Source organism: Neorhizobium sp. JUb45 (assembly GCF_004343585.1).
Classification (GTDB): Bacteria; Pseudomonadota; Alphaproteobacteria; order Rhizobiales; family Rhizobiaceae; genus Neorhizobium.
This window is the reverse complement of sequence record NZ_SLYW01000003.1, coordinates 290,475-312,504: the sequence shown is the minus strand read 5'-3', so window position 1 is coordinate 312,504 and position 22,030 is coordinate 290,475. Positions and strand designations below refer to the sequence as shown.

Below are 22,030 nucleotides of genomic sequence, written 5' to 3'. Positions count from 1 at the left end.
GGAATATCAGGCGGCACTACAGCAGGTTCTCTATCGCTCCACCTCCAGCGATCCGGGTTCGACGCCGCGCAGCATCTCTGTCACCGTCAATGACGGCGCACTGAATTCCAACACGGCGATCACCACCGTCACGGTCATTCCGGTCAACGATGCGCCGGTCAACGGTCTGCCTGCGACCTTCAGCGTCAATGAAGACACGCAACTGACGCTCGCCGGCATCACGCTCACCGATGCCGATGTCGGTTCGGGCACGATGACGGTCACGTTCGCGGTCAATTCCGGCACGATGACCGCCGTTGGCGCAGGTGGCGTCACGGTCTCCGGCACGGGCACCGCCACCATCACGCTCACCGGCACGCTCGCCAATATCAACGCCTATCTGGCGTCCGCATCTGCACCAAAATTCAATCCGGTGGCCGATTATAACGGCCCCGTCACGCTGTCGATGACCAGCAGCGATGGCAGCCTGACCGATACCGATACCAGCATCATCACCGTCAATGCCGTTGCCGACATCGTCGCCGACACGGCCACGGTCGCGGAAGACAGTGCGGTTTCGATCAACGTTCTCGCCAACGACACGTTCACCAATGCTAACCGCACCATTTCGGCCGTCAACGGCACTGCGATTGCGGTCAACGGTGTCGTCGCCGTCACCAATGGCACCGTTCGCCTCAATGCCGACGGGACCCTGACCTTTACACCGGCTGCCAATTACAATGGTCCGGCCACGTTCTCCTACACGGTCACCTCCGGCGGTGTCACCGAAACCGCCAACGTCACCGTCACCGTCACGCCGGTCAACGATGCGCCGGTCAACACCGTGCCGGGCGCGCAGACGACGGCGGAAGACACAACGCTTGCGATCGGCGGCATTTCCGTCACCGATATCGATGGCGACAACCTGACGACGACGGTCAGCGTCGCGCATGGCACGATCTCCGTCACCGCGGCCGGTGGCGCCACGATCGGCAACAACAATTCAGGCACCGTCACGATCAGCGGCAGCGCTAGCGCGGTCAACGCCGTGCTCGCCAGCCTGCGCTATAACCCCACCGCCGATTACAACGGTCAAGACACGATTACGGTCGTCACCTCCGACGGCACGGTCAGCGATACCGATACGATCGGCGTCACCGTCACGGCCGTTCCTGATATCGTCGCCGATACGGTGACCACGCTTGAAGATACGCCGATCACCTTCAACGCCATCACCGGCGTTGGTGGCGGTTCCGCCGACAATTTCGAAGGCACGCCGGTCATCACCTCCGTCACCCAGCCGCCGGCCGGGCAAGGCACCGTCACCTTCCTCGCCAACGGCTCGATCACCTATACGCCGGCTGCCGATTTCAACGGCCAGACGACGTTCACCTATACGGTCACCTCGGGCGGGGTCACTGAAACGGCCACCGTCACCGTCAATGTCACGCCGGTCAACGATGCGCCGGTCAATACTGTGCCAGGTGCGCAGAGCATGACCGAAGACGGCACGCTCACCTTCTCCTCTGCCGGTGGCAATGCCATCATCGTCGGCGATGTCGATGACACCAGCCTGACCGTCACCATCACCGCCGCCAACGGCACGTTCTCGCTTTCGGGCATTGCCGGCCTGACCTTCACCACCGGCAATGGCACGTCCAACACCACGATGACCTTCTCCGGCACAAAGGCAGCGATCAACGCAGCCCTTGCCGGCGCAAGTTATGCGCCCACCGCCGATTATTACGGTGCGGCCGGCGGCATCACCATCTCGACGACGGACGGCAAGGTCGGATCACCGACCGTTTCCAATATCGCCGTTACGGTCACCGGTGTTGCCGATATCGTCGACGATACAGCATCGACGCCGGAAAACACGGCGGTGGCGATCTCCGTCCTTGCCAATGACAGTTTTGAAAATTCGGGCCGCACCATCACCGCTGTCGGTGGTGTTGCCATCACGGCCGGCGGTGCGCCGGTCACGGTAGACAGAGGCCAGGTGCAGCTGACCGCCGGTGGCCAGCTCATCTTCACGCCGAACAACGCCTATGCCGGCGTTACCAGTTTCACCTATACCGTCACCTCCGGGGGCGCGACCGAAACTGCTACCGTCACCGTCGCCGTCGCGGCCGTCAACAAGCCGCCGGTCAACACGCTGCCGCCGACTTTCTCGGTTCTGGAAGACAATGCCCTGCCGCTGGCCGGCCTGTCGATCGCCGATCCCGATGCCGGCACCGGCAATGTCACGGTCACCCTGTCTGTCGGCTCCGGCGGCCTGGCTGCCTCCTCGTCCGGCGGCGTCACCGTTGCCGTCGTCAACGGCGGCACGATCACGCTGACCGGCACGCTTTCCGCCATCAACACCTATCTGGCCAGTGGCAACCGCCCGGTCTTCACCCCTGCCGCCAATTCGACCGACAGCGTCACGCTGACCATGACCACCAACGATAACGGCAATACCGGTGGGCCGGCGCTGACCGATATCGATACCGCGACGATCACCATCACGGCGGTCAACGATGCGCCTTCGGGCACCGACAAGACGGTGACGATTGCCGAGGACGTGAGCTACACGTTCAGCACCGCCGATTTCGGCTTCTCCGATCCCAATGACAATCCGGCCAATGCCATTTCCGGCGTGGTCATCACCACGCTGCCCACCAATGGCACGCTGACGCTTGGCGGTACGGCCGTCACCGCCGGCCAGTTCATCGCCGCCGGTAGTCTCGGCAATCTCGTCTTCACGCCGGCGGCCAATGCCAACGGTACCGCGCTTGCCGCCTTCACCTTCCAGGTGCGCGACAATGGCGGCACTGCCAATGGCGGTATCGATACCGATCAAAGCCCCAATACGATCACCTTCAACGTCACGCCGGTCAATGACGCGCCGGTCAACACCCTGCCGGGCACGTTTGTCACCGACGAGGATACGTCCTTCGCGTTGACCGGCATTTCCATCACCGATGTCGATGCCGGCGCCGGCCAGATCACCGTCAGCCTGAGTGTCTCGTCGGGCGTTCTGTCGGCAAATGCTGCCGGTGGCGTCACGGTTGCCGGCACGGGCACCGCCTCGCTGACCCTGACCGGCACGCTTTCCCAGATAAACGCCTATCTGGCGTCCGCCAACCGTCCGCAGTTCACGCCGGCGCTCAATGCCAATGGTAGTGTCACGCTGACCATGGTCACCAATGATGGTGGCAATGCCGGCGCGGGCGGCGCGCTCAGCGATACCGACACCGCGGTCATCACCGTCAATCCGGTCAACGATGCGCCGGTTGGCGCACCCGGCAGCTACACGACCAATGAAGACACCGCTCTCAACGGCACATTGCCGGTGGCAACCGATGTCGATGGCGACACGCTGACCTATTCCGCCGGCGCCACGGCACCGGCCCACGGTACCGTCGTCATCAATGCCAATGGCACGTTCACCTATACGCCGGCCGCCAATTACAACGGCTCCGACACCTTCACCTACCGCGTCAGCGACGGCAAAGTCGCGGTCGAATACACCGTCACCGTGGGCATCAATCCGGTCAACGACGCACCGGTCGCCAACAATGATTCCGCCGGCATTCTCGCCACCGGCACGGCCTCGATCAACGTTCTCACCAACGATACGGATATCGATGGCGATACGCTGACCGTGGTGCAGGTCAACGGTTCGGCCTCAGGCGTCGCCCAGGCGGTTGCCGGCAGCGGTGGCGGCACGTTCACCATCGGTGCAAACGGTCAGGCCGTCTTCAATCCGGGCGCTGCGTTTGTCGATCTTGCAGCCGGCCAGACCCGCACGTCATCGGTCACCTATCAGGTGTCCGACGGCAATGGCGGCACGTCTTTTGCCACCTTCACCGTCACGGTTACCGGCGTCAACGATGCTCCGGTCTCGACGCCGATCGCCAGCCAGAGCGGCAGCGATGCGCAATTCGTGTCCTTCTCGGTTGCCGGCAATTTCTCCGATCCGGACAGCGGCGATACGCTGACCTTCAGCCAGACCGGCCTGCCACCGGGTCTTTCCATCGATGCCGCCGGCACGATTTCCGGCACGATCAACCGCAGCGCCAGCACCGGCAGCCCCTATTCGGTCACGGTAACCGCGACGGATGGCAGTGGCGCGCAGGTCAGTCGCACGTTCAGCTGGACCGTCACCAATCCGGCGCCCGTTGCCGTCAACGACGCGGCGGCGACCACCGAAAACGCCAACGTGTCCGGCAATGTCATCACCGGTGACGTCAATGGCGTCGGTGCCGACAGCGATCCGGACGGCGACCCGATCGTGGTCTCGGCGGTCGGCGGTTCGGCTGCCGGCATCGGTACGGCTGTTACCGGCTCGAACGGTGGAACGTTCACGATCGGCACCAATGGTGCGTATGTCTTCAATCCCGGCACTGCCTTCGACAATTTGGCTGCTGGTCAGACGCGCACCACCGCCGTCACCTATACGATCTCGGACGGACAGGGCGGCACCGCCACGGCAACGCTCACCGTCACGGTCACCGGCACCAATGATGCGCCGGTCGCAGTCAACGACACGTTCACCACCAACGAGGACCAGCCGGTCACCTTCGATGTGCGCAGCAATGACAGCGATATCGATGGCGGCACGCTGTCGGTCACGCAGATCAACGGCACGCCGATCGCGGTCAATGGCAGCGTCGCGCTGGCCAATGGTACGGTCACGCTCAATGCCAACGGCACGCTGACCTTCACGCCGAACGCCAATGCCAATGGCGGCGTCAGCTTTACCTATACGCTGTCCGACGGGCAGGGCGGTTTCGCGACCGCCAGCGTCAGTGGCACGATCGTCCCGGTTCAGGACCCGCCGGTCGCCGCCAACGACACGTTCACCACTGCAGAAGATACGCCCGCCACATTCGACGTGCGCCTGAACGACAGCGATCCGGACAATGATCCGCTGACCGTCACGCAGATCAATGGCAGCGCGATTTCGGTTGGCGGCAGCGTCACCGTCACCGGCGGCCGGGTCACGCTCAATGCCAATGGCACGCTCACCTTCACGCCGAATCTGAATTACAACGGCAGCCCGTCCTTCACCTATACGATCTCGGACGGCAACGGGAACACGGCAAGCGCCACCGTCAACGGCACGGTCACGCCGGTGCAGGATCCGCCGGTCGCCGTCAACGATACGTTCACGACGGCAGAAGACACTGCCGTCACGTTCGATGTACGCACCAACGACAGCGATCCGGATGGCGACACGCTGTCGGTCACGCAGATCAACGGCACCAACATCACCTCCGGCAACAGCATCGTCGTTACCGGCGGTTCGGTGCGTCTCAATGCCAATGGCACGCTGACCTTCACACCGAACGCCAACTATTTCGGCACCCCGTCCTTCACCTACACCCTGTCCGACGGGCAGGGGAACACGGCAACCGCCACGGTCAACGGCACGGTGACCCCGGTCAACGATGCGCCGGTTGCCAATGACGATACGTTCACCACCGCCGAAGACAATGCGGTGAATATTGCCGTGGTCACCAACGATACCGATATCGATGGCGACAGCCTTGTGGTCACCCAGGTCAATGGCAGTGCCATTGCCGTCAACTCCTCGGTCGCCGTCACCAATGGCAGTGTCCGGCTCAATGCCAATGGCACGCTGACCTTCACGCCGGCTGCCAATTATAATGGCCCGATCTCGTTCAACTATACGGTTTCCGATGGCAATGGCGGCGCGGCCACCGCTACCGTCACCGGCACTGTCACGCCGGTCAACGATGCGCCGACCGTCGTCAACGACACGTTCACCACGCCCGAAGATACGGTCATCACTTTCGATCCGCGCGCCAATGACAGCGATATTGATGGCGATGCCATCTCGATCACCGCCATCAACGGCACGCCGATCGCCATCAACGGTTCGGTCACCGTTACCGGCGGCGTTGTCACGCTCGATGCTGATGGTCGCCTGACCTTCACGCCGACGGCCAATTTCAACGGCCCGGTCAGCTTCAGCTATACCGTCTCCGACGGCCTCCTGAGCACGACGGGTAACATCAGCGGTACGGTCACGTCGGTCAATGATGCGCCGGTCTCCTCGGATGTCACCGTCGGTATCAACGAGGACACGGTGCTTTCCAGCACGCTGCCGGCTGCCACCGATGTCGATACCGGTGATACCGTCACCTATGCCGCCGGCTCCACGCCACCGGCCAATGGTACCGTCGTTATCAATGCCAACGGCACCTATACCTACACGCCGAATGCGAATTTCAACGGCCGCGATGCGTTCAGCTTCATCGTCAGCGATGGCAAGGGCGGCACCAACGAATACACCGTCACTGTCGATGTGGCGCCGGTCAACGACGCGCCGACCGCCGGCACGCTGCCCAACCGTTCTGCCACCGATAGCGCCAGCATCAGCATCAATGTGTCCGGTGTCTTCAGCGATCCAGATGGCGATGCGTTAAGCTACAGCCAGAGCGGCCTTCCCGCTGGGCTTTCGATCACCGCAGCCGGCGTCATCACCGGCACGATCGACCGCCAGGCGAGCATTGGCGGCCCGAACGGCAACGGCGTCTACACCGTCACCGTCACGGCATCCGATGGCAATGGCGGCAGTGTTGCCCGCACCTTCACCTACACGGTCACCAACCCGGCGCCGATCGCCGTCGGCGACAGTTTTACCACGCTTGAAGACACGCCCTATACGATCAACGTCCTCACCAATGACAGCGATCCCGATGGCGATCCGCTCTTCATCACCAGCGCGACTGCCGTCAACGGTTCGGTCACGATCGGCGCAAACGGCCAGATCACCTATCAGCCGAACGCCAATTTCAATGGTACGGACACGATCGTCTACACGATCTCCGACGGCAATGGCGGCACGGCGACCGCCACCGTCGCGGTCACCGTTACGCCGGTCAATGATGATCCGGTTGGCGGCACCATTCCAGATCGCACCCGCAATGACGGCGATGCCGATACGCTCGACGTGCGCGGTTTCTTCAGCGATCCCGATGCCGATACGCTGACCTATACCGTCAGCGGCCTGCCGGCAGGGCTTACATTCAACGGCTCGGTCATCAGCGGCACGATTTCGAGCGGCGCTTCCGGCCCAACCGGTGAGGCCGTCTACACGGTGATCGTTACTGCCAACGACGGCAAGGGCGGCGTCACGCCGATCACCTTCCGGTATACCGTTCTCAACCTGCCGCCCGTCGCGCTCGATAACACCGTGACGACGACGGAAGACACGCCTGTCGATATCTTCGTGCTTGCCAACGACAGGGACCCGGATGGGGACGTATTGTCGATCGTGCGTGTCGACAACAAGGACCTGACGCTCAATACGCCGCTGGCGACCGCGCATGGCACGGTCACGCTTTTGGTGGGACAGGATGGCAAACCGTACCTGCGATTCACGCCGAATGCGAACTACAACGGCTCGGAAAGCTTCACCTATTCGATCGACGATGGAAACGGCGGCGTTGCCACGGCAACCGTCCGCGTCAACATTACTGCGGTCCCGGATGCGCCCGTGATCGTCAAGCCGCTTCCCAACGACATTGTGCGTGCCGATGGCCAGGGGCTGGCGCTTGATACCGGCGATTTCTTCACGGACCCGGATGGCGATGTTCTCAACTACACGGCAACGGGCCTGCCTGCCGGCCTGACCATCAATGCCGCCACCGGCACCATTCTCGGCACGATCGACAAGAACGCCAGCCAGCTGAACGGCGGCGTCTACACGATCCGCATCACCGCCTATGACGGCGCCGGCGCGACCGGCAACAGCACTTTCCAGGAGTTCACCCTCAGGGTGACCAATCCGGGGCCGACAGCCGTCAATGATGCGGTGACCGTGGCCGAAGACGCCAGCATCGTCTTCAATCCGATCAGCGGTTTCAACACCGATGGCGGTCTCAACGGTACCAGCCGTGATATCGACCCGGATGGCGATCCGTTGACCATCACCGCCATTTCCGCCGGACACGGCACTGTTTCTGTGAACGCCGACGGTGTCACGGTCACCTACACTCCGAATGCCAATTTTAACGGCATAGACACGATCGTCTACACGATCTCGGACGGCAATGGCGGTGTCTCCACCGCAACCGTGCGTGTGACTGTCACGGCGGTCAACGACGCACCTGTCGCGACACCTATCCCAGATCGCACCGATGGCGACACCCAGCCGATCGATTTCAGCATCGCGCCGTATTTCAGCGATATCGATTCTGCGACGCTGACATTCGAGGTCTCCGGACTGCCGGGAAGCCTGCAATATTCGCCGGATGGCCGCATTTTCGGTGCGCTGGACAGCAGCGCCTCAACCGCTGTCCCGAATGGCCGCTATGCGGTAACCGTCACGGCACGCGACGGTGCCGGTGGTGTCACTACGCAGACCATCATCTGGACGATCACCAACCAGCCGCCTTATGCCGTCAACGATCAGTTGGGCGTCAGTGAAGGTAGCTCAGGCAGCGGTGACTGGCTGGGCAACGATTCCGATGATGACGATTTCGATCTCAGTCAGGTCAATGGCTCTGCCGCCAATATCGGCGTCGGTGTAGCCGGCTCGCAGGGCGGCACATTCATCGTCAATGCGGACGGCACCTATTCCTTCGACGCCGGCAATGATTTCGAGGATCTCGGCGCGGGCCAGACCCGTACTACCGTCGTCCATTACACCATCACCGATGTCGATGGCGCTTCCAGCACGGCGACGATCGCCGTCACCGTCACAGGCGTCAATACGGCGCCCGAGCAGCCAGCCTCGCTGCCATCAGTGACGATGGCGGACTATCAGGTCGTCTCGGGCACGCAACTGGCTTTTGCTTCGTATTTTACCGACCCCGACCTCGGCGACACACTGCGCTTCTCCGCCAGCGGCCTGCCTATGGGGCTGGACATGAACCCCGATGGCACGATTACCGGCCAGATTGCCAAAAATGCTTCGGTGCTGGCCACCAATGGCCGTTACGTCGTCACCGTCACGGCAACAGACCGTCTCACCGGTGGCCTGTCGACAAGCCAGACCTTTGTCTTCAACGTCACCAACCCGGCCCCGACCGCCGTCAACGACAGTTTCTCAACGCCCGAAGACACGCCGCTCGACAATATCAACGTCGTCGCCAACGATACCGACCCGGACGGTGACCCGCTCTCGCTCGACCCGACATTTACCCCGGTCGCCGCGAATGGCACCGTGACCGTCAATCCGAACGGCACCCTTCGTTATGTGCCCAATCTCGATTTCAACGGCACAGACACCATCATCTACCGCGTTACCGATGGTCAGGGCGGCGTCTCCACCGGTATCGTCACCATCAGCGTCAACGCCAGCAACGACGCGCCGATCACCTCGCCGATCGCCGACATGCAGCGCAACGACTACGATGTCATCAGCTTCGATACCTCGTCGCACTTCGTTGATCCCGAAGGCGACACGCTGACCTATGAAATCACCGGCCTGCCGCCGGGCCTCGAGTACAGTACCACGACCGGCATTATCACCGGCCAGATCGCCAGCGATGCGTCAGGCCCGATGGGCGCCCGCAGTTATGTCGTGTCGGTGAAGGCAACGGATCCGTCCGGGCTGAACAGCACGATCCAGTTCGTCTACATCATCAACAACGTCGCCCCTGATGCCAAGGACGATGTTGCATCGACTGACGAAGACACACCGGTCGATATCGATATTCTCGCCAACGACGTCGATCTCGACAACGACACCCGCACCGTCATCTTCGTCAATGGCGTCAACCTGACGCTTAACGGTCCTTCGGTCGCCACCACCAACGGTAGCGTCCAGCTGGTTCTGAACGGCGCCGGCGATCCCGTCCTGCGCTTCTCGCCGGCTACCAATTTCCATGGCACGGAGTCCTTCACCTACACGATCAACGACGGCAATGGTGGCAGCGACACGGCAAGCGTCACCATCACCGTCGATCCGGTCAACGATGCGCCCACCGCATCGCCGGTTCCCAACCAGAGCCAAGCGGACGGCTCGACCTTCAGCCTCGACGTTTCCAGCTATTTCTCCGATATCGATGGCGACGACCTCGATTACGTGGTCTCCAACCTGCCGCCCGGCCTCACCTACGACGCAGAAACCGGCATCATCAGCGGTCGTCTGGCCGCCAATGCCTCGGCGAGCAGCCCCTATACGGTCACCATCACCGCCTATGACCGCTTTGGTCAGGCGCCGCCAACCGGCCCCGGCCTTTCGGCATCGACGAGCTTTGTCTTTGCCGTCACCAATCCGCCGCCGGTTGCCGTCGATGACAGCTATACGACCGCCGAAGACACGCCGATCACCTTCAATCCGGTCACCGATGTTGCCGGCGCAGACAGCGATCCCGATGGCGATCCGCTGACGCTGGTCTCGATCGAAGGGCAGTCGATTGTTGCAGGTGGCAGTGTCACCGTCGCCAATGGTGTCGTCACCATGGACAATACCGGCAGGCTCACCTTCACGCCTGCCGCCAATTTCAACGGCAATGTCGCGATCTCCTATCGCATCAGCGATGGCAATGGCGGTTTTGACGATGGTCTGATCTCCATCACCGTCACCCCTGTCAACGACCCTGCCATCATCGATCTCAACGGTGCCGGCGCCGGCACCGACCGTGCGATCGATTTCGTCGAAGGCGGCGCTGCCGTCTCCATCGCCACGCCGGATGCTTCTGTCTTCGACGTCGAAGGTAGCATTGTTTCCATGGATGTCGCACTTGGCGGTTTCGGTGCCGGTGGTGCGCTCGAGATCGTCCATTTGAATGGCGTCGTCGACATTGCTTACGGTAATGCGTCGAGTGGCACGCTCACATTTGGCGGCACGACTTTCCGCTACACCTATAGCGGCAACAGCCTGCATATCGAGAATGCAGCCGGACCCAATGTCATCGTGCCGGATGCCGATCTCAGCGCCTTCCTGCGCGCCATCAGCTACGAAAACCGCAGCGACAATCCGGCAGCCGGTGTCCGTACTCTGTCCTTCACAGTTACCGACACGCTCGGTGCCGTGTCTGCAGCCTCCGTTACCAGTATCAACGTCATTCCGGTCAATGATGCACCCGTTGCCATAGACGATACCGGCACGACGACGGAAAACGCCGTCCTCAACGGCGGCTCGGTGCTCGCCAATGACAGCGATCCGGAAGGCCAGACCTTCACCATCGTCCGCGTCGGTGCAGCCGGTGCAGTCGGTTCGCCCGTGACGGGCAGTGACGGCGGATCGTTCGTGTTCGCCGCCGATGGCACGTATTCGTTCAATCCCGGCACGTCCTTCGACGACCTGCAGGTCGGTGAAAGCCGAACGACGTCTGTGACCTACACGATCCGCGATACGGAGGGCGCGGAAACCACCGCGACGCTCACCATCACCGTCAACGGTGAAAACGACGCGCCGGTCAACGGAACGACGACGATCCCCGTCATCGAGGACACGGTCGCCACCGGCACGCTCACAGCCTTCGATGTCGATGGGGATACGCTCAGCTTCGCGGTTGCCACGCAGCCGTCGCGCGGTACCGTCACCATCAGCCCGAACGGCGACTACACCTATACGCCGGCCGCCAATTACAACGGCCCCGACAGCTTCACTTACACTGTCAATGACGGTCGTACGACGGTCACCTTCACCGTCTCCGTCAATGTCAGCGCGGAGCCGGATGCTCCGGTGGCAACGCCGATCCCGACCCAGTCCTATAACGATCGCGATCCCGTCTCGATCAACGTTTCGGGTTATTTCTCCGATCCGGACGGCGATACGCTCACCTTCAGCCAGATCGGCCTGCCGACCGGCCTTACCATAAATGCGCAGGGCCTGATCACCGGCACGCTGGCCAGCAATGCCTCGGTCGCCGGCCCCTATGCGGTTACCGTCACCGCAACCGATCCGGCAGGCAACACCGTCGCCCAGACCTTCTCGCTTGCGGTCGCAAACCCTGCACCGATCGCCCGTGACGATCTGGTCCAGGCCGGCGAAAACCAGACCCGCACCGGCTCGGTCTTCGCCGACAATGGTTCCGGCGCCGATATCGACCCGGATGGCGACACCATCACCGTCTCCGCCGTCAACGGCGTGGCGGGCAGTGTGGGCGCTGTTGTCACCGGCTCTGCCGGCGGCACGTTCCGCATCGGCTCCGATGGTCAGTACCAGTTCGTGCCCGGCACGGCGTTCGATGCCCTGCGCGCCGGCGACACCCGCACAACCTCCGTCACCTACACGATCTCCGACGGGCAGGGCGGTTTCTCCACCGCCACACTGACGGTCATCGTCACCGGCACCAATGACGCGCCGATCGGCGCCAATGGCACCGGCACGGTTGCCGAAGATGGTGCGCTGACAGCGGCTCTTCCCGCCGTCACCGATGCCGAGGGCGATACGCTGAGCTATGCGGTCGGCACGCCGCCTGCCAATGGCGCGGTGGTCATCCGCCAGGACGGCACCTACACCTACACGCCAAACCCGAACTATAACGGTACCGACACCTTCACCTATACGGTCAGCGACGGCACCGACACGGTGACCTATTCGATGACGATCACCGTCACCGCGGTCAACGATGCGCCCGTCATGCAGGACGTCTCGGTCTCGACGAATGAGGACACTGCGTTTAGCGGCCAGATCGTTGCCGTGGATATCGACAATGCCGCCAATTCGCTGGTTTATGCGCCATATGCAGCCCCGGCGCACGGCACTGTCACCGTCAACCCGAACGGCACCTATACCTATACGCCGGCGCTCAATTTCAACGGCACCGACAGTTTCCAGGTGATCGTTACCGATCCGGGCGGCCTGACCGATATCGCGACCGTCACCATCACCGTCAATCCGGTCAATGATGCTCCGGTTGCCGTCAACGACAATGCCACGACGCAACAGGGCATCGCCATCACCGGCAATGTCATCGTCGGCAGCGACAGCGATCCGGATGGGGATTCCATTCTCGTCATCGCAGTCGGCGGCACCACTTCTGTCGGCCTGCCGCTCGCCGGCAGCAATGGCGGCACGTTCGTCATCGCCTCTGACGGCAGCTATTCGTTCGATCCCGGTGCGGCCTTCAATGATCTGAGGGTCGGCCAGACCCGCACCACCACGATCTCCTACCAGATCTCCGATCCGGGTGGCCTGACCGCAACGGCGGTGCTGACGGTCACCGTGACGGGCACCAATGACACGCCGGTCGCCGGCCCGCTGCCCGACCAGACATGGAGCGATGGCCAGGCCATTTCCTACCCGACGGCCGGAACCTTCTCCGATCCCGATGGCGACACGCTGACCTATGCGATTGCTGGCCAGCCCACCGGGCTGCAGATCAACGCTGCCACCGGCGAAATCTACGGCACGATCGATCGCTCTGCGTCCGGCCTGACCGGTCGCAACGAATTTACGATCATCGTCTCCGCCAGCGACGGCAATGGCGGCACCGTTTCGCAGAGCTTTGTGCTGACCGTCATCAACCCGGCACCGACGGCTGTTGCCGACAGTTTTAGCGTCGCGGAAGGCGGCATTCTCGGCGGCAATGTGTTGACCGGCGGCGGCAATGGTCCGGATACCGATCCCGATGGCGATCCGCTTTCTGTCTCGCTGGTCACCCAGCCGGCACACGGCACGCTGACGCTGAATTCCGATGGTACATTCACCTATGTCCCTGTGGCGTTCTTCAATGGCACTGATACGTTCGTTTACCAGATCGATGACGGCAATGGCGGTGTCTCTTCGGCAACGGTCACGATCGCCGTCACCGCCGTCAATGATGCGCCGGTCGCAAACAACGACAGCTTTGCGATCGATGAAGACGGTTTTGCCATCATCGACGTTCTTGCCAACGACAGCGATATCGATCGTGATACCCTGGCGGTCACGCAGATCGATGGCCAGCCGATCTCGACCGGCAGTCCGGTCACGGTGACCGGCGGCACGGTATCGCTCAATGCCAACGGTACGATCACCTTTACCGCAGCGCCCGATTACTCCGGCACGCCGTCCTTCACCTATACGGTCTCCGATGGCGCGCTGACGGCGCAGGCAACCGTCACCGGCCTTGTCCGGCCGATCAATGATGCGCCGGTCAACACGCTGCCGGCCAGCTATTCCATGCTGGAAGATGGCGCGCTGCCGCTGTCCGGCATTTCCATCACCGATGTCGATGCCGGCAATGGTCCGATCACAGTGAACCTGACCGTCAGCGGCGGCACGATCACCGCCTTCAGCGGCGGCAGTGTCAATGTCACCGGTGGTGGCACCGGCACGATCGTGCTCACCGGCACGCTTGCCAATATAAACGCCTATCTCGCCAGCGCGGTGGCGCCGATCTACCGGCCGATCGCCGACAGCAATGCCGCTGTCAGCCTCACAATGACCACCAGCGATGGCGGCAATAGCGGCGCCGGCGGCGAACTGATCGCCACCAGCCAGTCGACCATCTTCATTCAGCCGGTCAACGATGTGCCGGTTGCGGAAAACCAGTCGATCTCGACCGCCGAGGATACGCCCGTCTCCGGCACGATCGTGGCAACGGATGCGGACGGCGATCCGCTGACCTATGCCGTCGTTACCCAGCCCGGAAACGGCACGGTCACGATCGATAATGCAGGCCGCTACCTCTATACGCCGGCGCTCGATTATAACGGCGCCGACAGTTTCCAGGTCGAGGTCCGCGACGGGCAGGGCGGTGTTCGCACGGTCACCGTTTCCATCGCCATCTCGCCCGTCAACGATGCCCCGACGGCGGCCGATGCTGCATTCTCCATGGATGAGGATGGCGGCCCGGCCACCGGTTCGCTGCCGGTCGCCACCGATCGCGAAGGCACAACCGTCACCTACGACGTCGGCTCGCAGCCGGCCAACGGCACGGTCTCGATTACGTCGGGCGGCCTCTATACCTATACGCCGCGCCCCGATTTCAACGGCACCGATACGTTCACCTATACGGTCAGCGACGGTCAGGCGAGTTCCAGCTATACCGTCACCGTCACCGTGCGCCCGGTCAACGATGCACCTGTTGCCGTCGATGTCGATGTCACGACGCCACGAAACCAGGCTGTCAGCGGCCAGCTGACGGCGGTCGATGTCGATAATGATCCGCTTGAATTCGCTCTCGCGACCCAAGCGATCAACGGCGTCGCCACGGTCGATGCGCTCGGCAATTTCACCTACACCCCGAATGCCGACTATTTCGGCTTCGACGAATTCACCTACACGGTGACCGATGGAACCGAGACGATCACCCACACGGTGACCATCAATGTCGGCTCCGACAATGCGGCGCCTGTTGCCGGCAATTACAGTTTCACCATCGATGAAGATACGCCTCTGGTTGATCGTGTCATCGCCACCGATCCCGATGCCGGTGACACGCTGAACTATTCAGTGGCAACAGGCCCGACGCATGGCGTCGTCAGCATGGGCACGGATGGTCGCTTCACCTATACGCCGACGGGCAATTACAACGGTACCGACCAGTTCACCTACCGCGTCTCGGATGGTCAGACGAGCGTCATCCGTACGGTATCGATCACGATCGATCCGGTCAATGACGCCCCGGTCGGCTCGAACGCCACGATTTCCGTCACCGAAGACGTAACGGCGAATGGTACGCTGCCGCGCGCCACCGATCCGGAAGGCTCCAGCGTCACCTACGCACTCGGCTCGACGGTGCCGGCAAACGGTCAGGTGACGATCGCGCCGAATGGCACCTATACCTATATTCCCAACCCGGATTTCTACGGTCAGGACACGTTTACCTACACCGTCAGCGACGGTCTGATCAGCAATAGCTACACAGTCACGGTCAACGTGCTCGGCGTCAACGACGCACCACGCGCCGGCAATCTGGCGATCGATACGCTCGAGGACACTGTCAAAACTGGCCAGCTGCCGGTCGCCAGCGATCCGGATGGCAACAATCCGACCATCACCTATGCCGTCGGGACAGGCCCGGCGCACGGCGCGGTCTCTATTTCCCCGACGGGTACCTACACCTACACGCCGGCCGGCAATTATAATGGCATGGACAGCTTCACCTATACGGTGAGCGACGGCCAGGCGAGCAACACCTATACGGTGACGATCACCGTTACCCCGGTCAACGACCCGCCGACCGGCTTCGACGACACGATCACCGTTGCCGAAGACACGCCCTATCCAGGTCGCCTGCCAACCGCCTCCGATCCGGAAGGCTCGCCGGTCTCCTACGGTCTGGCGGCAGGTCCTACCGAGGGCACGGTGACCATCAATATCGACGGCACCTATACCTATGTCCCGCGGCAGGATTATTTCGGTCAGGACAGCTTCCAGTATACGGTCAGCGACGGCGTTGCATCCGCGACCCACACGGTGTTCATCACCGTCACGCCGGTCAATGATGCCCCGCGCGGCAGTGATGCGACATTCCCGGCTACGGAAGATCAGCCGCTGAACGGGCAGTTCCCGGTGGCCACCGATCCGGAAAGTGCGATTGTTATCTACGGTCTCGGCACGCAGTCGCCGGCCCACGGAACGGTCACGCTCGGTACCGGAAATAATTTCACCTATACGCCGAACCCCGATTTCTACGGTCAGGACAGCTTCACCTACACGGTGAGCGATGGCACCGCGAGCGCGACCTATACGATCACCGTCAATGTCGCGCCGGTCAACGATGCGCCGGTTGGCTTCAACGGCACGATCACGGTGACCGAAGACACGCCCTATAACGATATCCTGCCGGTCGCGACCGATGTCGATGGCGATACGCTGACCTACGCGCTGGTCGGGCAGGCTGGCCACGGCACGGTGACAGTGCTCGGCAACGGACGCTACACCTATGTTCCGGCCGCTGATTATGTTGGCCCGGACTTCTTTACCTACACGGTCACCGATGGGCTTTTGACGACGATCCAGTACCGCATCGATATCACCGTCACCGATGTGAACGACGCCCCGCGTGGTGCGGATCTGACCGTCACCATGCCGGAAGACGGTGTTTCCAGCGGCCGCCTGCCGGTTGCGACCGATCCCGAAGGCGCAACGGTCGTCTACGCGATTGCCGGTGGAGCGGCACATGGAACGGCAACCGTTGATGCACAGGGTAATTACACCTATCGCCCGAACCCCGATTATAACGGTCAGGACACGTTCACCTACACGGTCAGCGATGGCTTGCTGTCCACGACATATACCGTCACCATCAATGTGACCCCGGTCAACGACGCGCCGCGTGCCGGCGACCTGACGTTCACCGCTACAGAAGATCAGACCTATACCGGCACTCTGCCTGCGGCCACCGATCCGGAAGGCCAGCCCTTCACTTACGGGGTCGGTTCGCAGCCGCAGCACGGCACGGCCACGGTTTCGGCCAACGGTACCTTCACCTACACGCCCAACCCGGATTACGATGGTCCGGACACATTCACCTATACGGTGACCGACGGTTTCGCGACCTCGACCTATACCGTCACGGTCAATGTTCAGGGTGACAACGACGCGCCGCGCGGCAGCGATGTGACGATCACCGCGACGGAGGATCAGGCCTATACCGGCCGTCTGCCGGTTGCCGTCGATCCGGAAGGCCTTTCCGTTTCCTATGATGTCGGCAGCGTCCTGCCGCAGCACGGTACGGTATCGGTGCAGCCCAACGGCGATTTCATCTATACGCCCTTTGCCGATTACAATGGCCCCGACACATTCACCTACACGGCCAGCGACGGCGTGATGACCTCGACCTACACGGTCACGGTCAACGTCACGGCAGTCAATGACGCGCCGCGCTCGAACGGTATCGCCATCAGCGCGTCCGAGGATCAGGTCTATAGCGGCACGCTGCCGCCGGCGATCGACCCAGAAGGCCAGCCGGTCATCTACGGTCTCGGCTCGCAGCCATTGCACGGTGTCGCAATCGTCGATGCCAATGGCAATTTCACCTATACGCCCAACCCGGATTACAGCGGTTCCGATACGTTCAACTTCACGGTGAGCGACGGCACGGCCACCAATATCTATACCGTCACGGTCACTGTCGGCGGTGTGAACGATCCGCCGCGCGGAAGTGATGATGCCATCACCGTCATAGAGGACCAGGCCTATCCGGGTCAGTTGCCTCTCGCCGTCGATCCCGAAGGGAATGCGTTCACCTATGAGCTCGGTGCTGCGCCGCTGCACGGCACCGTCACGATCGGCGTCAATGGCGATTACGTCTACACGCCGTTTGCCGACTATTTTGGTGCCGACAGCTTCACCTATACGGTCAGCGACGGTACCGCCTCATCGACCTACACGGTGTCGATCACGGTCACGGGCGTCAACGATGCGCCGCGCGCCAACAATACGGAAATCAGCGTCATCGAGGACGAGGCCTATACCGGCCGCCTGCCGGTGGCGATCGATCCGGAAGGCCAGCCTTTTACCTACGGTCCCGGTCTGCTGCAGCCACAGCATGGTAGCGTCATCATCGCCGCCGACGGTACATTCGTTTATACGCCTGCCGCCGATTACAATGGCCTCGACAGTTTCACCTATACGGTGAGCGATGGCACCGCGACGTCCACCTACACAGTCGAAGTCACGGTCGGTGCCGCCAATGACGCGCCTGTCGGCAGCAATATCACCATCACTCCGGTCGAGGATCAGGTCTATACCGGCCTGTTCCCCGTAGTCACCGACGCCGATGGTGATCCGGTCACCTATGGCATCGGTGTGCAGCCGCTGAACGGCACCGTCACGGGCGGTCCGGGTCGGAACTTCACCTATACGCCCTATCCGGATTACTCGGGTCCTGACAGCTTCACTTACACCGTCACCGACGGTGATGCGATGCAGACCTATACGGTGACGGTCAACGTCCAGCCGGTCAACGACGCGCCGCGCGGCAGCGATGCTGCCATTGTCGCGGTCGAGGATCAGCCCTATTCCGGCACGCTGCCGCCGACCATCGATCCGGAAGGCCAGTCGGTCATCTATAGCGCCGGCCCGCAGGCGCCGACACATGGTACGGTGACGATTTCTGCCAATGGCGATTTCGTTTACACACCGGCCGCCGATTACAATGGCCCCGACAGCTTCTCCTATACGGTGAGCGATGGTGACGAGACCGCGACCTATACGATCACGATCTCGGTAACGGCAGTCAACGACGCGCCGCGTGGTTCCGATCTGACGATTTTGGTCGAGGAAGACGAAACGGCCAGCGGCACGCTGCCGGTGGCATTCGATCCCGACAGCACCGGCCTCACTTATGGGCTGGGTGTGGCACCCCTCTACGGCGAGGCAACGGTCGATGCCGGCGGCAATTACACCTATATCCCCAACCCGGATTACAACGGTCCCGACAGCTTCACCTACACGGTGACGGACGGAACGGCGGTTTCCACCTATACCGTGACCGTCAACGTGACGCCCCAGAACGACCCGCCTGTCGGATCTGATGGCACGGCTACCGTCACCGAGGATGTGCCTTATGACGGCACCCTGCCGTTGGCGAGTGATCCGGATGGCGATCCGCTCACCTATGCGCTGGCCGGACAGGCTGTACATGGCACGGTCACCGTTCTTGGGGATGGCAGCTATCGTTACGTCCCTGCCGCCAACTACTTTGGCCCGGACAGTTTTACCTACAGCGTCACGGATGGCGTCAGCACCATCATCCGCACGATCAGCATCACCGTTCTGCCGGTCGCCGATGCGCCGGTGGGCTCGAATTACGCCTTCACCGTCGGCGAGGATGGCACGGCAAGTGGCACCCTGCCGGTCGCCACGGATCCCGATGGCCAGACGCCTCTCACCTATGGTCTCGGCTCGGCGGCCACCCATGGTGCCGTAACGGTCGGCCCGAACGGTGCCTATACCTACGTTCCTGACCCGGATTACAACGGCACCGACAGCTTCACCTACACGGTCAGCGATGGAAACCTGACATCCACCTACACGGTCACCGTCACTGTCACGGCATCGCCGGATGCGCCTGTCGGCGCGAATGGTGTGATCAACGTCATCGAGGACGTGCCCTTCGACGGCACGCTGCCGGTGGCAACCGATGCCGATGGTGATCCGCTTGCCTACGCATTGGTCGGGCAGGCAGCCCATGGCACGGTGACGATCCTGGCCAACGGAACCTATCGCTACGTGCCGGCGCTCGACTATTTCGGCCCGGACAGTTTTAGCTACAGCGTTACCGACGGACTGTTCACCCGCCAGTACACGATCAGCATCACCGTCGTGCCTGTCGATGACGCGCCACAGGGCACGGATGCCACGGTCGCCACGCAGGAAGATGTGCCCACCAGCGGCCAGCTTCCTCCTGCAACCGATATCGACAGCCCGAACGTCACTTACGGGCTTGCAGCCGGACCGGTGCATGGCGCTGTGATTGTCAATTCCGATGGCAGTTTCACCTACACGCCGGATCGCAATTTCAACGGCACCGACACGTTTACCTACACGATCAGCGACGGCACCTCGATCTCGACCTATACGGCAACCGTCTATGTCGCAGCCGTCAACGACGCGCCGGAAGGGTCTGATCTGTCGATCTCCGTCGGCCCAGGCGTGACGACGCAAGGCGCCTTGCCGGTGGCACTCGATCCGGAAGGCTCGCCGGTGACCTACGGGCTGGGAACCGCCGCCGCGCACGGCACGGTCACCATCTCCGCCGATGGCCGCTACACCTATACGCCGGCCGTCGGTTACAGTGGTCCCGACATTTTCACTTACACGGTCAGCGACGGTGCCGGCAGCAGCACCTACACGGTGACGGTTTCGGTCAGTGCGCCCAATACGGCGCCGGTCGGCTCCGACCTTGTCACCACCACGCCTGAAGATACGGCCGTCTTCGGCGCCCTTCCGGCGGCCACCGATCCAGATGGCCAACCGGTGCGTTATTTCCTCGGCGTCAATGCCGCGCACGGCACCGTCACCATCGATCCGAACGGTTTCTATCGTTACACTCCGGATCGCAATTACAACGGCACGGACGTCTTCACCTATGTCGTCAGCGATGGCATCACCACATCGAGCTACCGCGTCACCATCGAGGTAACGCCGGTCAACGATGCGCCGCTCGGTTCCGGCACCTCGATCTCTGTGCCGCAGGATGCGGTCTCGGCCGGCACGCTGCCGCCGGCGATCGATCCCGAAGGTGCTGCCATGACCTATGGTGTCGGCCGACAGCCGGCCCATGGAACGCTGGTCGTGCTTGCCGATGGCACCTATCGTTACCAGCCATTTCCCGGTTATTCCGGGCCGGACAGGTTTGTCTATACGGTCAGCGACGGCGAAACAGTCTCCTCCTTCACGGTCGTCATCACGGTCGTGTCGGCCGGCAGTCCGCAGCCGGAATTGCCGATCGGTACGATCGAATACGAACCGCCGGCGCCCAACTTCGGTGGCGATGTCCCGGCGGTCACATGGACGCCGGATCTCGACACGGCCAGCAATGCGTTAGCGCCTGCAAGCGGGACCGTCATGGAGAGCCTGAACGGCATTGCCGGCGATATCGGCGAAAATGGCCCGGTCGAAAGCGTCGTCAATTCGATCCGCTCGCTCAACGGCGTCGGCTCTCTGCCGGATGAGGCTGCCGTTCTCCATGCGGCCCGCCAGATCAGCGACTGGATCGAGAGCGGCCGCCGCATCGATGAGTTCACGGTCGGCTTCTACAAAGGCGGATCCAATACCCGCCTGTTCGACGGCCGGGAATCGCTGACTTGGTTCAGCGTCGATACGATGATCTATGCCGGCCAGCTCTACATCATGCCATCGCCCGGTTATGGTGATGATGCATCCTTCACGGTCACACAGGCGGACGGTTCGCCGCTGCCGGACTGGCTGCGCGCCACCCGCCAGGGCATCGTCATCGGCCATCCGCCGGCCGGCCTGCCGTTTATCGATCTGCGGATCAGCGGCATTTCGCCGGAAGGCGAGCCGGTGGCCGACGATGTCCGCATCGACCTGATGAACGGCTCGATCATGAACCACGAGAGCGATCGCGAGGCGTTGCTCATCCCGAGCCTGTTCTCCGACGAGCTGCAGTATCAGCTGACGATGGGCGAGGACGCCGCGTCCGATCTGTCGCGGGCATTGTCGCAGTGGCGGGAATAG

Annotated in this window: 1 protein-coding gene (running past one end of the window); it reads left to right on the top strand. The window is 62.3% G+C overall.

The window, feature by feature from the left end; all coding sequences use genetic code 11:
- Positions 1-22,030, top strand: the 3' portion of a protein-coding gene (locus tag EDF70_RS29995) for an Ig-like domain-containing protein (protein ID WP_165932029.1). It extends 6,218 nt beyond the left edge of the window; only the last 22,030 of its 28,248 coding nucleotides appear in the window; its start codon lies off the left edge, out of view; it ends in the stop codon at positions 22,028-22,030.